This is a genomic window from Streptomyces sp. LS-MS-L19 (assembly GCF_058382285.1).
Map to the genome: position 1 here is coordinate 7,886,555 of NZ_JBYCLL010000001.1, position 12,559 is coordinate 7,899,113.

The window sequence follows — 12,559 nt, forward strand, 5'->3', positions numbered from 1 at the left end:
GCTGGGGACGGTCACGGGAGGTTCGGCGTAGGCCACGCAGTCGGTCATGATGCCGTCACCCACAAACTCCGTCAACTTTCCCCAACACGCCGAGCGAGCCGGGGGAATGGCACGGCCCACCTGCTTTGGTCCTCCCGGTCGGCGGCGGGTCGGCAATCAGTCGTAGGAGCTGACCCCCACGTCCAGCCGGCATACGGCACCGAAGTGGAGCACGAGGCCCCCGGTGTCGGTGTCGCGGGTACGGCGGGCCGCAGGCGCGTGCGGGGATGCGCTGCGCCGGCTTTTGCGGGACGGTTGAAGTCGGAGGGTCCGCTCCTTGCCGCCCGACCACGGATTCCCGGGAGCACGCCATGGATCGACCAGACCTGACCGCTGCCGCCGCACCGGAACAACTCGGCAGTTACCTGCGCAGCCTGCCCCGGCCGCCGACAGGCCACGACCACGGCCCCGCCAGCACGGTCCGTACCGACCTGCACCGGGGCCATCGGATCGTCGTCACCACCACCTACGAGATCACCGTCGACGGCAACCCCGTGCCGGCCCACGTCGGCGTGGACAACAACGGGCAGCTGCACTGCCACGCCCTGCCCGCCTATCAGTTCCGGTCCGCCATCGACACGGTGCGCGCCCTGATAGACAACTATCCCGAGGAATATCCCGAGCCGCCCGACACCCCGGACCACCCGCCCTCGGACGGCCACGGTGGCCATCACCACGGAGGCGGTTGAGATGGCCGTGGTCCGCAAGAACATCCTCACCGACACGGTGGCGCGGGACGCCTACATCGCAGGCGTCCAGCTGCTGAAGCAGGAGAACTCGGCGTTCACCACAGCCGACTTCGGAATCGGTGGACCCGCGGCCCCGGTCCGGACGTACGACCTCTTCGTGATCTGGCACATCTGGGCCATGCGCACCCCCGTCCCGCCGGGAGGAAACCCCAAGATGCGGAACGCCGCGCACATGGGCCCGATCTTCCTGCCCTGGCATCGGGTCATGCTCAACCTGTTCGAGGCCAATCTGCAACGGGTCCTGGGCGACACGGGGTTCGGCCTGCCGTACTGGGACTGGGCGGAGGACGGAGAGCTCGATCACCCGAAGAACTCCGCGTTCTGGCAACCCGACTGCATGGGCGGAACCGGCACTCTGCTCGCGCCCACAGTCATGGACGGTCCCTTCGCCTTCAAGCCGGCCGCCCCGAACGGTTTCCGCGTTCGGATCGCCACCAACCAGAACCTTGAACTCGTCCAGGTCGACCGCGGACTCCGGCGGGCGTTCGGCGCCGACGAGGACTCCCTGCCCACCCACGACCACGTGTCGGCCGCGCTCCACGCGGGCGCGCCGGGAGGGAACCCGAGCCTGGCCACCTACGACTTCACCCCGTGGGACCGGACGTCAAAGGGCTTCCGCAACTGCCTCGAAGGCTGGAATCCCTACGGCCTGCACAACCAGGTGCACGCCTGGATCGGCCGGGACATGGGACTCGCGTCGTCCCCCAACGATCCCGTCTTCTACCTGCACCACTGCAACGTGGACCGGATCTGGGAGGGCTGGATGAGCCGCCATGGCCGCACCTACCTGCCCGGCCAGACGGCACCGGCCACCCTGAAGGGCCATCGCATCGACGACCCGATCATCTCCCCGCTCGGCGGAGCGGCGACGCCCGGGACGGTCCTGGACGCGACGAACCTCTTCACGTACGACGTCCTGCCGTGAGCACCCGCCCGGCTCACGAGGACGACGCGGTGTCCCCGACCGGCAGTTCCAGGCGGAGTTCGTAGCCGCCGCTGTCCGTCGGCCCTGACATGAGGGTGCCGCCCAGGAGTTCGGCACGCTGGCGCAGTCCGGCGAGGCCGTGGTGGGCGCCGGGCAGGCGGAGCGCGGGGCGGGTGGGCGCCGTGTTGGTGACGGTCACCCGAAGAGCGTCGCCCTCGTGCCCGATGCGGACGGCCGCGGTGGCGCCGGGGGCGTGTTTGCGGATGTTGGTCAGTGCCTCCTGGACGGTGCGGTAGACGGCGCGCTGGACAGTGGGCGGCAGGCCGTCCGGCACGTCCGCCACCAGTTCGGCCTCGATGCCGCTGTTGCCGACCAGCCGGGCGAGGTCGGAGAGGGAGGGCTGGGGAGTCAGCTCGGTCGGCCGGCTGCCGGAGGCGCGCAGGACGCTGACCATGTGCCGTAGTTCTTCCAGGGTCTGCACGCTGAGCTGCCGGATCGTCGCGGCGGCACCCCGCGTGTGCGGATCCGGCGTACCCACCTGGAGCGCCCCGGCCTGCACCGCGATCAGGCTGACCTGATGAGAGACCACGTCGTGCATCTCCCGGGCGAGCTGTGCGCGTTCCTTGGCCAGAACGCCCTGGGCGGTCAGCATGCGTTCGTGCTCGCGGGCCTGCGAGATCTCCTCCAGGCGCAGCGACAACTCGCTTCTGGCCTGGACGAGTTGGCCGAGGAAGACCGGCGCGGCGGCTGTGGCGACGGCGTAGCCGAGATGGTTCAGGTTGACGGCGGCGGCGAGATCGGCCGCTTCCAGGGAGGACCAGGGCCAGGGCGTGAAGTCGCTGATCGCGAACGCCACGGCACAGCCTGCGGGCAGGGTGCGACGGCGGCAGTGCGAGGCGAGCGTGTACAGCGCGATCAGCGTGGCGAGCACCGCGTCCGTGACCACGGCGGTGGGCATGGCCAGCAGGAACGTCGTCAGGGGCAGGCGGTGGCGCAGGAAGAGCGCGAAGACGGCGAGGAGGGCGCAGGCCAAGGCTGGTCGATCGTCGGTGTCGACGTTGTCCCAGACGTCGAGCAGGGTGACGGCCACCAGGGCGGTGCTGAGCAGTGGGCCGCGCACACGCCGGAGCGGCGTCATCCGGACTCCCGCTCCCACGACGGGCCGAGCAGTCCCGCCCGCTCGGCGAGCAGAGCCGCCTGGACCCGGCTGCTCACCTCCAACTTGGCCAGGATCGTGCTGACATGTCCCTTCACGGTCCCCGTGCTCATGTGCAGACGCGTGCCGATGTCGACGTTCGCCAGCCCTTCCGCGATCAGCATCAGCACGGCCCGCTCGCGCGCGGTGAGCCGGGCGACGATGTCGCCCGCCGGGCCCCGTCGGCTTCGGTCGAGGTAGCCGTCCACGACCCTCCGCGTGACGTCGGACGACAGCACGGTCCCGCCCTCGGCCAAGGCGCGGATCAGAAACGGCAGTTGTTCCGGATCCGTGTCCTTGAGCAGGAAGCCGGAAGCGCCCGAGCGCAGTGCGGCCGTCACGTACTCGTCGGCGTCGAAGGTGGTCAGCATGGCCACCACGGGGGCGGGTCGCAGCCGCCGGAGTTCGGCCAGGACGGTGAGGCCGTCGACGTCCGGCATGCGGATGTCCAGCAGGACCACGTCGGGCCCCAACTCCCGTACGGTCCGCACGGCTTGGCCACCGGACACGGCCGCCACGACGTCGATGTCGTCCGCCGCGTCGAGGATGTGCGTGAAGCCCGTGCGGATCAGGGCCTCGTCGTCGACCACCATGGTTCGGATCACGTGCGCTCCGCTCCTCTTCGCCCACCGATGCCGTTTGTACCCCTGAAGGGGTGGATCGTCCGGGCTGTCGCTGCGGTTTCCGACGAACGGTGGGGAAAGTTCGGCCAGTTGACGGGGGCCGTCCTGGCCGTTCGGCGGGTGGGCCGCACGGCGGGGGCCGCGGATGCTGAAGGCCATGACGGACAACCCCGCACCCGCCACGTCGGTGTCACGCACCGGGCCGGAGACCGCACGGCTTCCCGCCGCCGACCTCGTCGATCCGCCGTCCACCGGACGTCTGATCGGTCTCGACCTCGCCCGGGGACTCGCCGTCTTCGGCATGTACTCCGCCCATGTCGGTCCCGACGTGACGGTGGGCGGCCCGGTGGGGTTCCTGCTGGAACTCGCCAGGGGCCGCTCCTCGGCGCTCTTCGCCCTGCTCGCCGGCTTCTCCCTGGTCATCCTCACGGGCCGCCCGCACGCCAGGACCGGACGAGCCGGGCGGCAGGCCGTCGCGCGCGTCGTCATCCGCGCCGTCGTGCTCGTCGCGCTGGGCTTCGCTCTGACCGCCCTGGACACCCAGGTCGACGTGATCCTCGCCTACTACGGCCTGATCTTCCTCGCCGTCCTCCCGCTGTACCGGCTACCGGCCCGAACCCTCGCCGTGATCGCCGCCGCGGGCGCGCTGATCCTGCCCCAACTCCTCTACGCCGTCCGTCAGGCGATCGACGAGGGAAGCTGGGCGGACACAGTCGTCGCATGGGATCCGCTGGCCCGTCTCACCGGCTCGGAAGGATTCATGGAGTTGCTGGTCACGGGCGAGTACCCGGTCGTCACCTGGGTGCCGTTCATGGTCGCGGGCATGGCAGTGGCCCGGCTCGATCTCCACCGGGCCGGGGCGCGGGCCCGGTTGGCGCTGACCGGCGGCGCACTCGCCGTGTTCGGCCACGGCGGCTCGTGGCTGGCCCTGCACGCCGTCCCCGGCGCCCTCGCTGCCGTCGCCGCCGCCACGGACGCAGGCTCGGCCTCGTCGGCCTGGTGGTCGGACACCGCGGGTGAACCCGTCGACGGTGTCCCGCTCGCCTGGCAGCTCGTGGCCGTGCCGCACAGCCAGACGACGTTCTCGATCCTCGGCAGCACCGGCGTCGCGCTGCTCGTCCTGGCCGGGTGCCTGGCCCTCGCCGACCGCGCCCCGCGGCTCGCGCGCGCTGCCACGCCCGTCTCCGCCGTCGGCATGGTGGCGCTGACGGTGTACGTCCTGCACATCGTCGCCCTGTGGACCTTCGCCGAGGTCTGGACGGTCGTCGACGTCGAGAACGACACGATGTCCGCGCTGCCGATCCTGCTCGGCTTCATCGCGGCCGCCATGCTCCTCGCGACCGTGTGGACGCGGGTGTTCCCGCGCGGCCCGCTGGAGTACCTCCTGCACAAGGTCACCGGGCTTGCGCGGCACGTCACCTGACCGGCGAGCGGGGCGGGCGGCCGATGCCCCCTGCCCCGCCCGCACGCGTCGGGGGTCAGGCTCGGTAGGCCACGAGGGCCATCATCCCGGCCTCGCCGTGGTAGGCGTTGTGGCAGTGCAGCATCCACTGCCCGGGGTTGTCCGCGTCGAAGAAGACGGACACGGTCCTCTTGGGCAGCACGATCGTGGTGTCCTTGCGCGGCCCGGAACCGCCGAGTTGGTAGGTGTGGCCGTGCAGGTGCATCGGGTGCCACATGTCGGTGGTGTTGACGAAGTCGAGCCGGACGCGCTCGCCCTCCTCGACGAGCAGCGGGTTGGCGGTCGGGTGGTCCATGTCGTACCGCTCGCCGTTGACGGCCCAGTCGTAGGTGTCCATGCCGCCGGTCAGCTCGACGCGGTGGACCCGGTCGGCCTTCTTCGGGTCCAGCCGGACGTCGTCGGCGGCGCGCAGCCGGCCGGCGGTCACGATCATGCCGTCGAGTTCCCTCGGCCGTACGGTCGGCGCCGGTGCGCTGCCCGAGCCGGTGCGCACCAGAGCCATGCCGCCGGCGTCCTTGCCCTCCGCGAGCGCGACGAGCGGGAAGACACCGTCGCCGAGGGTGACCAGGACGTCGTAGCGCTCGCCCATACCGACGAGCAGCGCGTCGACCTGCCGGTGCTCGACCGGGAAGCCGTCGGTGTGCGTGATGGTCAGCCGGTGACCGCCGAGTGCCACGCGGTACGCGGTGTCGCCGCCGGCATTGATGATGCGCAGACGCACGCGCTTGCCGGGCCTGGACCGGTAGACGGCCGGGTCGGCCGGCACCCGCCCGTTGACGAGGTGGTACGGGTACTTCACGTCCCCGGCGTCGCCGCCGAGGAGGTCGCTCTCGGCGCCCATGAGCATGAACCTCATGGACATGCTGTCGCCCGAGGAGCCGGTGGACGCGGAGGGTGAGACGCTCGTGCCGCCCATGTCCATGCCGCCCATGCCGCCCATGTCCATGCCGCCCATGCCCTGCCGGAGTTCGGCGAACGCCTCGTCGGGTGTGCCGGTCACTCCGTCCAGCCAGTCGTCGAGTACGACGACCCACTCGTCGTCGTACGACAGCGGCTCCCTGGGATCCTCGACGATCAGCGGGGCGTACAGGCCGCGGTCGAGCTGGACGCCGACGTGCGGGTGGAAGAAGTACGTGCCGGGCGCGTCGGCGACGAACCGGTAGGTGAAGGTGGAGCCTGCCCGCACCGCGCTCTGCGTGACCGGCGGCACGCCGTCCATGTCGCCGCGCAGGGCGAGGCCGTGCCAGTGGAGCGAGGTCGAGGTCCGGTTCGGCAGCTGGTTGGACAGTTCGGCGGCGAGGGTGTCACCGGCCGGGATGCGGACCTCCTTGCCGGGGGCCCGGCCGCTGAAGGCCCAGGACTTGGCCAGGGTGCCGCCGCCGAGGTCGAGGACGGCGGGCGCGGCGGTGAGGCCGAGGCGGTGGACCTTGCCGGTGCCGCCCCGCTCCTTCTCGGCGCGGGCGACCTGGGCGCCGGCGGGGCTGACGAGGGCGGGGCGGCCGGCACTGCCGGCGGTGCAGGCGGCGAGTACGCCGGTACCCGCGGCGCCGAGTCCGGCGAGCAGGACGGAGCGTCGGTCGATGCTGGGCATGGAAGGGTCCTCTTTCAGTGCGCACAAGGGAGTTGGGCGGTGTCCGGACGAGGGCACCCGCGCGTCACGGGGACACGGAGGAGCCGTTGGGGCACGGCCTAGATGCGCAGCCGGGAGAGGACGGACAGGTCGGGTGGCGCACGGCTCACGGAACGCACGAGGTCCACTCGTGTGATCGAGGCGTAGTCGGCGGAGACGGCCGGCACCGGGGACTCGGCCGGCGCCGTGAGCTGCACGGAGCCGACGCTCGCGGCCGAACAGTCCTGCATGGCCATGGACGGGCAGGCTGTGACGTCCTCCGCGGCGTCCGTCGGCCTGCCCCGCTCGGAGGGGCCCGCCTGCGCGTGCGTGACGGACACCGTGGTCGCAGGCATGGCATGCCCGGCCGTCACCGACGGCGACGCGTCCTGGGCGCACGAGATCTCATGGTGCACGAGCAACGCCAGGACGGCAGACAGGGTGACGAGCACACCGCGGCCCCGGCGACCGATCCCGCCGGCCCGGAACCGGGACGCCGACGCCGGCGGCGCCGCAGAGCGGCCCGCAAGCTTCACCGACATCGGCTGCTACCTGGGCCACAGGCGGTGAGTGGGGAGGCGGGTGCCGGCGCGGGGGCGGTGGTGGAGGCGCGGCGGGGGTTCATGGGTCCTCGTGAGGAAGGCGTTCGAGGGGGGCAGGGAGGGGCGGCCACCCGGGCCCCGGCGATGCCGGGACCGGGTGACCGGTGTCGCGACGCGGGCCGCCGTGCGGTGCGTCGGCGGGGGCTCAGAGCCGGTCGAGAACGCTCTGGAGCTGCTTCACCTCGGCGGACTGACCCTCGGCGATGTCGCCGGCCATCGCCTTGGCGTCGGCGTTCTTGCCGTTCTTCTGCTCGTCCTCGGCCATGCTGATCGCACCGTTGTGGTGCTCGATCATCATCTCGGAGAACGCCTTGTCGAACGCGGCGCCCTTCATGGACTCGAGGTCGTCCATGCCCGCCTCGGACATCATGCCGTCGCCGCTGCCGTGGTCCATGCCGGGCATGGACTCCGCAGTGGTCGGCTGCTTCCAGGACTCCAGCCAGCCCTTCATGGTCTTGATCTCGGGGTCCTGGGCCTTCTCGATCCGTGCGGCGAGGCTCTTGACCTCGGAGTCGGAGGCGCGGCCGTCGGCCAGCTTCGCCATCTCCAGTGCCTGCTCGTGGTGCGGGATCATCATCTGCGCGAAGCTGACGTCCGCGTCGTTGAAGCTCGCGGACCCGGTCTCGGCGGTCGCCGTGGCCGAGCTGCCGTCGCTGCCGTGGTCCATGCCGCTCATGTCGTCGCCGTCGCCGTCGCCTCCGCAGGCGGCGAGGAAGAGCGATCCGGCGGCGACGAGACCCATCGCGGCGAGGCGGCGGGCGGGCTTGCGGCGCAGAGAGGCACGCGTGAAGGCAGTCATGGTGGTTCTCACCTCGTATGTCGGTTCTGATGGCTGTTCTGGCGTACGCGAAGTCGCGGGATCGCGCGTGTGCGCGTCCACGAATGCGCTTCGGCCTACAGCCGCAGCACCGACAACCGGGTGAGATCAGGACCGCGCGGCGGGGGATCGGGTCGCGGTACGACGGCGACCTGGGCGAGCAGCCGCGCCAGCGGGTCCTGGTGGCGGGCGAGCGCGGACCTCAGGAGCGTGGCGAGCGCCCATGCCCCGAACAGGACGGCCACGCACACCGAGAGCAGGTCCATCGCCATGCCGGGATCGTGCGTGGGCGAGGACCCGTGGGCCGGATCCGCCGCCTGGTCGGCCGTGCCCATGGGCGCAGTCGCGCTCGCGGGGTCGAGGGCCGTTGCGGCGGTGCCCATCGCCGAGGCCTGGGAGACCGTACCCATGGCGGCGGAGTCGGAGGAGTCGTCGGGATGCCCCAGGGTGTGCATCGCGAAGACACCGAACGCGAGCACGACGACGAGCAGCAGGTGCCCGAGGGCACCTCCCGCGCGTACGTACCGTCTCGCCGGCATTTCGGAACTCCGTCTCCGGTCACTCGGTGGGGGTTTCTCCGACAGTACCCAACGGGCGTGCGTCACGCCCGGGAAGGCCCGCCCGCGCCGGGCCCGGCGTGGGGTCAGGCGGTGCCGACGAGCTCGTAGCCCGCCTCGTCGACGGCTGCCCGCACGGCCTCCTGGTCGAGAGGCGCGGCGGAGGTGACCGTCACCTCGCCGGTCCTGGCGACGGCCGTGACCGCGGTGACGCCGGTCAGCGCGGATATCTCCTGCGAGACCGCGCCCTCGCAGTGGCCGCAGGTCATGCCGGACACCCTGTAGACGGTGGTGATGCCGACGCTCTGGGTCTCGGACGCCGCACCGGAGTGGCAGGAACCGTCGGCGGAGCAGCAGGAGCCGGAGGTCTTCTGGTCGGTCATGGCTTCTTCCTCAGGTGTCGATGCGTGGGTGTTCCGGGAGGCGGCCCGTTCCACCCTCCCGGGTTGCCCACACTATACCCCCTAGGGGTATCCATAAAGTGTGGTGCTGCCCACATGCACGGTGCGTGGGCGAGTTGCCGCCGCCCTGCCGTCGGACGTCACATGGTCATCATCAGGAGCATGGTGGACATGGTTCCGCCCATGCCGACGTGTGCGGCGAGCGCCGCTTCCGGAGTGGCGCCGATGCGACGGCGCCGGCCGCCGTGGCGTCCCCGTTCCGTGGCGCGAGTCCTGTCCCACGCGGAGAGGGTCAGCGAGGCCAGGTACACCACGACCGTGTCCGGCAGGGTGAGCAGCCAGCGGGCCCAGCCGCGCCGTCGGCCGCCGCCGAGCCTGCTCGTCCTGGTGCCGCGGACGTGTGTCCAGACGGAGGCGGCGATCGACAGCAGGAAGTAGACGGCGAGCGCGGCGATGACGAAGCGCCACACGGAGGGCGACGCGGTCCCGGCCCCGGTGGTGGCGGCATGGTCGGCCATACCCGGCATGTCCGTCCCGTGCATGGAGCCCATGCCGGCCGAGTGCCCGGATCCGCCCGTGGGCTCCATGCCCGGCATTCCGGCCATGGCGTGCCCGTGCCCCAGGGCGAGCACGGGCCCGGACGACGTGCTCGTCATCGCCAACGTCATGATCACCATGCCGAAGCTGCCGACGATCAGGTGCACCCAATGGCGCCCGCCCTTCCAGCCGCCCCCGCGCGTGCGCCGGACAGCCAGTACGAAGGTGCCGAGGCCGAGCAGCCCGAACGCCCCCGCCCACCACATCCCGTACGCCCCGTACCAGGACGCTGTCGCGGGCAGAGCCATCGCGGCCATGCACAGGCCCATCAGCAGGTCGCCGCCCGCCGCGAAGCGGTTCTCGCCGCGCGTGGTCATCACCCGGACCGCGCCCACGGCGGCGACCAGAGCGGCGACCGCCGCAATGGACCAGCCCAGAGCCGGAGTTCCCATGTCCACTCTCCTCATCGCCCCCGCTGTCGTCCTTCGGCGTCCTCAACTGCTATGACCCTTAGTACGTAATCGGAGGGGAGAGTTCTCACCTGAGAGGTGCCGGCGCGCGCCGTCAGGGACGCGTCGCCGCGAAGAACGGCATGTAGCCGAGGGGGGTGATCTCGATGTTCTTGCCGGTGCGCGGCGCGTGGATGGCCTTGCCGTCACCTATGTAGATCCCGTTGTGCTGGCTGCTGTTGTACCAGTAGATGACGTCGCCGGGTCGCAGGTCCGACTTCGCGACCTGACGCCCCGCCGAGTACTGCTCCTGCACGGTGCGGGGCAGCGAGACCCCCGCGGCACGCCAGGCGGCGCCGGTCAGTCCGGAACAGTCGTAGGAGTTCGGGCCGGTCGAGCCCCACTCGTACGGCTTGCCGAGTTGCGCGTAGGCGAACTCGATGGCGGTACGGGCCCGTCCGCTCGCGGCGCCGTTGTACGTGGCCGTGCTGTCGCTGGTGCCGGCGGCCCGGTCGGCCTCGTCCTCCTTGGCCTCCAACTGGGCGCGCTGCTCGGCGGTCAGGCTGTTCAGGAGCTTGCGGGCCTCGCGGAGCCTGCCCTGGATCTCCCGCTTCTTTCCGGCGAGTTCCCTGCGGGCCTGCTCAGCGGCCGTCACCTTCTTCAGCGCCTCGGCCCTGGTCTGGGCAAGCTCGCGCTGCCCGGCCTCCAGGGCGGCGAGCGTGGTGAGCCGGCGTGTGCTCAGCCGGCCCAGTGCCTCGGCCTTGTCGAGATAGTCGTCGGGGTCGGAGGAGAGGAACAGTCGCACGGTCGGATCCAGGCCGCCGTCGCGGTACTGCGCGGCGGCCAACGGACCCATCTCCTCGCGCAGTTCGTTGATCTCCGCCTGCTGGGCGGCCACTTGCTGCTGGGCGCGTTCGGCTTCCTTCTGGAGCCTCTTCTTCTCCTCGAGGCGCGCGTTGTACTCCTCCGTGGGGGCTTCCGCCTCCTCGTACAGGTCCTCGACCTGCTGCCGTACCTCGTCGACGGTCGGCTTCGGCGCGGCATGTCCCAGGGACGGCAGGAGGGAGACGGTCCCCGCGGTCGCGGCCAGAACGGCGAGCCGGGAACGACTCGGCGGCTTCGGGCGGCGGTGATTACCCATCCTGCGACAACTCCTCTTCGCCGGCGGCCGGCGGCGGAGGCCGCTTCGCGCTCGGTGTGCCAGGGACCGGTCAAGTACCCGATCAACTTAGTAGCTTAGTAGTAGGAGTCGCAATTCCGTCCGGGACGGCGGGACGGTTCGCGGTCGGTTACCCGAGCCCGTGCAAGCAGCCCATGAGCAGTGGAGCGGAGGGTGCGGCGACCACCGCCGCGGCCACGGCACTCCGCAGCGCGGCGTGCGGCCGCCGCTGCGGGGCGAGAACCCGTCGAAGACGCGTCAGGGCGCTCGGGCCGCCCACGGCGAACGCGCCCGCGGGTGCCGAACCGGCCGCCATGTCGTACATCGCGGCGGCCAGGACCTGCCGCGGCTGGCGGCGCAGTGCCCGGTCGTCGGCGATCATCTCCAGCAGTACGGCCGTCTGTTCCCTGCCGTGCCGCGCCAGCGGGAGTGGGCCGAAGACCCTGGCGAACGCCTGAGAGGCGGCCAGCACCAGATGGTGGCGGCCCGCGATGTGCGCGTGTTCGTGGGCGAGGACGGCGTCGAGCTGTGCGGCGGACAGCAGCCGCATCGCCCCGGCGCTGACGACGACGCGCGGCCGGTGGCCGGGAAGGCAGTAGGCGGCGGGCCGTTCGTGGTCGAGGACGGTCGCCCGCAGCCAGGACGACCGGCGGCCGACCAGGTCCAGGACTCGGCGGTGGCGGGACCGCAGGCGCAGGCCGCGAAGCACCTCGAAGGCGAACGAGCTGAGCACGAGGAGCACCACGACGGCAGGCAGGGGCACCGCCAGGCGGGCGGCGATCGCGGGATCGTCGGTCACCGTGTCCGCCGTGAGACCGCAGGAGTGCAGCAGGCCGATGACGCCGGCGTGGAAGTGCTCGGTGGGCGCGGCGAGTCGGTGCGCGGCGAGGGCGACCGTCACGGTGAACGAGGCGGACAGCGCGAGCCAGGCCGCCAAGGCGAGGGCCGGTGCGCGATACGGCCAGGAACTGCGCAGCAGCAGCCGTGGGGCGACGAACCCGATGACGCCGGCGTAGCCGACCAGCACCCAGGCCGCGGTCACGGGCCGCCCTGCTCTTCCGCCGCGGCCAGAGCCTCGCGCAGGGCGCTGACCTCCTGGGGGCTCATCTGCTCCACGAAGTGGGCGAGGGCCACGGGACGGTCCTGGCTGGCGCCCAGCGCCTCCTCCATCAACGCGGCCGCGTACTGCTCACGGGTACGGATCGGCGAGTACACCCAGGCCCGGCCCTGCTTCCCGCGCAGCAGCCAGCCCTTGTTGTAGAGGATCGTGGCCACCGTGTTGACGGTCGTGTAGGCGAGCGGCCGCCGCTTGTTGATGTCGTCGACGATCTCCCGCACCGTGGCGGGACGCTGCCAGCGCCACAGGCGGTCCATGATCTCCGCTTCGAGCTCACCCAGCCGCCGCACTGCCGCTCCTTCTGCCCCGCACTACGCA

14 protein-coding genes are annotated in these 12,559 nt (G+C 71.5%); 3 read left to right on the forward strand and 11 right to left on the reverse strand.

Annotation, left to right across the window (positions count from 1 at the left end):
• Nucleotides 1-350 precede the first annotated feature (350 nt).
• Nucleotides 351-728 carry a hypothetical protein gene (locus AC2XR2_RS35170; protein WP_381307863.1) on the forward strand — a complete coding sequence of 126 codons (378 nt, stop codon included), beginning with the start codon at nt 351-353 and terminating at the stop codon, nt 726-728.
• Nucleotides 703-1,713 (forward strand): tyrosinase family protein, encoded by a 1,011-nt coding sequence (locus AC2XR2_RS35175; RefSeq protein ID WP_491517250.1) that lies wholly within the window; start codon nt 703-705, stop codon nt 1,711-1,713. Before AC2XR2_RS35170 ends, AC2XR2_RS35175 begins: the two co-directional genes overlap by 26 nt.
• Nucleotides 1,714-1,726: 13 nt before the next feature.
• Here the strand turns inward: AC2XR2_RS35175 and AC2XR2_RS35180 are convergent, their stop codons facing one another.
• The gene (locus tag AC2XR2_RS35180) at nt 1,727-2,851 is read right to left on the reverse strand and encodes a sensor histidine kinase (RefSeq protein ID WP_491517251.1); all 1,125 of its coding nucleotides are present in this window, start codon (nt 2,849-2,851) and stop codon (nt 1,727-1,729) included.
• Nucleotides 2,848-3,513 carry a response regulator gene (locus AC2XR2_RS35185; protein ID WP_491517252.1) on the reverse strand — a complete coding sequence of 222 codons (666 nt, stop codon included), beginning with the start codon at nt 3,511-3,513 and terminating at the stop codon, nt 2,848-2,850. Before AC2XR2_RS35185 ends, AC2XR2_RS35180 begins: the two co-directional genes overlap by 4 nt.
• 175 nt (nt 3,514-3,688) lie before the next feature.
• On the opposite strand from AC2XR2_RS35185, the gene AC2XR2_RS35190 reads away from it, so the two are divergent.
• Nucleotides 3,689-4,954 (forward strand): DUF418 domain-containing protein, encoded by a 1,266-nt coding sequence (locus AC2XR2_RS35190; RefSeq protein ID WP_491517253.1) that lies wholly within the window; start codon nt 3,689-3,691, stop codon nt 4,952-4,954.
• Nucleotides 4,955-5,009: 55 nt separating this feature from the next.
• Here AC2XR2_RS35190 and AC2XR2_RS35195 read toward each other — a convergent pair whose 3' ends face one another.
• The 9 genes from AC2XR2_RS35195 to AC2XR2_RS35235 all read right to left on the reverse strand — a co-directional run bounded on the left by AC2XR2_RS35195 (nt 5,010) and on the right by AC2XR2_RS35235 (nt 12,531).
• Complete coding sequence (locus tag AC2XR2_RS35195; protein WP_491517254.1) at nt 5,010-6,584, reverse strand: multicopper oxidase family protein; 1,575 nt, start codon at nt 6,582-6,584, stop codon at nt 5,010-5,012.
• 98 nt (nt 6,585-6,682) lie between these two features.
• Nucleotides 6,683-7,144, reverse strand: coding sequence for a DUF6153 family protein (locus tag AC2XR2_RS35200; protein WP_491517255.1), 462 nt, complete (start codon nt 7,142-7,144; stop codon nt 6,683-6,685).
• A gap of 205 nt (nt 7,145-7,349) precedes the next feature.
• Nucleotides 7,350-8,003 (reverse strand): DUF305 domain-containing protein, encoded by a 654-nt coding sequence (locus AC2XR2_RS35205; protein ID WP_491517256.1) that lies wholly within the window; start codon nt 8,001-8,003, stop codon nt 7,350-7,352.
• 95 nt (nt 8,004-8,098) lie between these two features.
• Nucleotides 8,099-8,560, reverse strand: a complete 462-nt coding sequence (locus AC2XR2_RS35210; protein ID WP_449350746.1) for a DUF6153 family protein — start codon at nt 8,558-8,560, stop codon at nt 8,099-8,101.
• Nucleotides 8,561-8,664: 104 nt separating this feature from the next.
• Nucleotides 8,665-8,961, reverse strand: coding sequence for a heavy-metal-associated domain-containing protein (locus AC2XR2_RS35215; protein ID WP_381307842.1), 297 nt, complete (start codon nt 8,959-8,961; stop codon nt 8,665-8,667).
• A gap of 158 nt (nt 8,962-9,119) precedes the next feature.
• Nucleotides 9,120-9,968: a DUF5134 domain-containing protein gene (locus AC2XR2_RS35220; RefSeq protein WP_491517257.1), complete on the reverse strand. Its 849-nt coding sequence runs from the start codon at nt 9,966-9,968 to the stop codon at nt 9,120-9,122.
• Nucleotides 9,969-10,080: 112 nt separating this feature from the next.
• On the reverse strand, nt 10,081-11,106 hold the full coding sequence (locus AC2XR2_RS35225; RefSeq protein ID WP_491517258.1) for a C40 family peptidase: 1,026 nt from the start codon (nt 11,104-11,106) through the stop codon (nt 10,081-10,083).
• Between the two features lie 148 nt (nt 11,107-11,254).
• Nucleotides 11,255-12,166, reverse strand: a complete 912-nt coding sequence (locus tag AC2XR2_RS35230) for a M56 family metallopeptidase (protein ID WP_491517259.1) — start codon at nt 12,164-12,166, stop codon at nt 11,255-11,257.
• Nucleotides 12,163-12,531, reverse strand: a complete 369-nt coding sequence (locus AC2XR2_RS35235) for a BlaI/MecI/CopY family transcriptional regulator (protein ID WP_381307835.1) — start codon at nt 12,529-12,531, stop codon at nt 12,163-12,165. Before AC2XR2_RS35235 ends, AC2XR2_RS35230 begins: the two co-directional genes overlap by 4 nt.
• Nucleotides 12,532-12,559 lie beyond the last annotated feature (28 nt).

Bases quoted from the DNA above. Each gene is read 5' to 3' on its own strand.
- AC2XR2_RS35170 (WP_381307863.1), top strand. From the start codon at position 351: ATGGATCGACCAGACCTGACCGCTGCCGCCGCACCGGAACAACTCGGC.
- AC2XR2_RS35180 (WP_491517251.1), bottom strand. From the start codon at position 2,851: ATGACGCCGCTCCGGCGTGTGCGCGGCCCACTGCTCAGCACCGCCCTG.
- AC2XR2_RS35190 (WP_491517253.1), top strand. From the start codon at position 3,689: ATGACGGACAACCCCGCACCCGCCACGTCGGTGTCACGCACCGGGCCG.
- AC2XR2_RS35195 (WP_491517254.1), bottom strand. From the start codon at position 6,584: ATGCCCAGCATCGACCGACGCTCCGTCCTGCTCGCCGGACTCGGCGCC.
- AC2XR2_RS35200 (WP_491517255.1), bottom strand. From the start codon at position 7,144: ATGTCGGTGAAGCTTGCGGGCCGCTCTGCGGCGCCGCCGGCGTCGGCG.
- AC2XR2_RS35205 (WP_491517256.1), bottom strand. From the start codon at position 8,003: ATGACTGCCTTCACGCGTGCCTCTCTGCGCCGCAAGCCCGCCCGCCGC.
- AC2XR2_RS35210 (WP_449350746.1), bottom strand. From the start codon at position 8,560: ATGCCGGCGAGACGGTACGTACGCGCGGGAGGTGCCCTCGGGCACCTG.
- AC2XR2_RS35215 (WP_381307842.1), bottom strand. From the start codon at position 8,961: ATGACCGACCAGAAGACCTCCGGCTCCTGCTGCTCCGCCGACGGTTCC.
- AC2XR2_RS35220 (WP_491517257.1), bottom strand. From the start codon at position 9,968: ATGGGAACTCCGGCTCTGGGCTGGTCCATTGCGGCGGTCGCCGCTCTG.
- AC2XR2_RS35225 (WP_491517258.1), bottom strand. From the start codon at position 11,106: ATGGGTAATCACCGCCGCCCGAAGCCGCCGAGTCGTTCCCGGCTCGCC.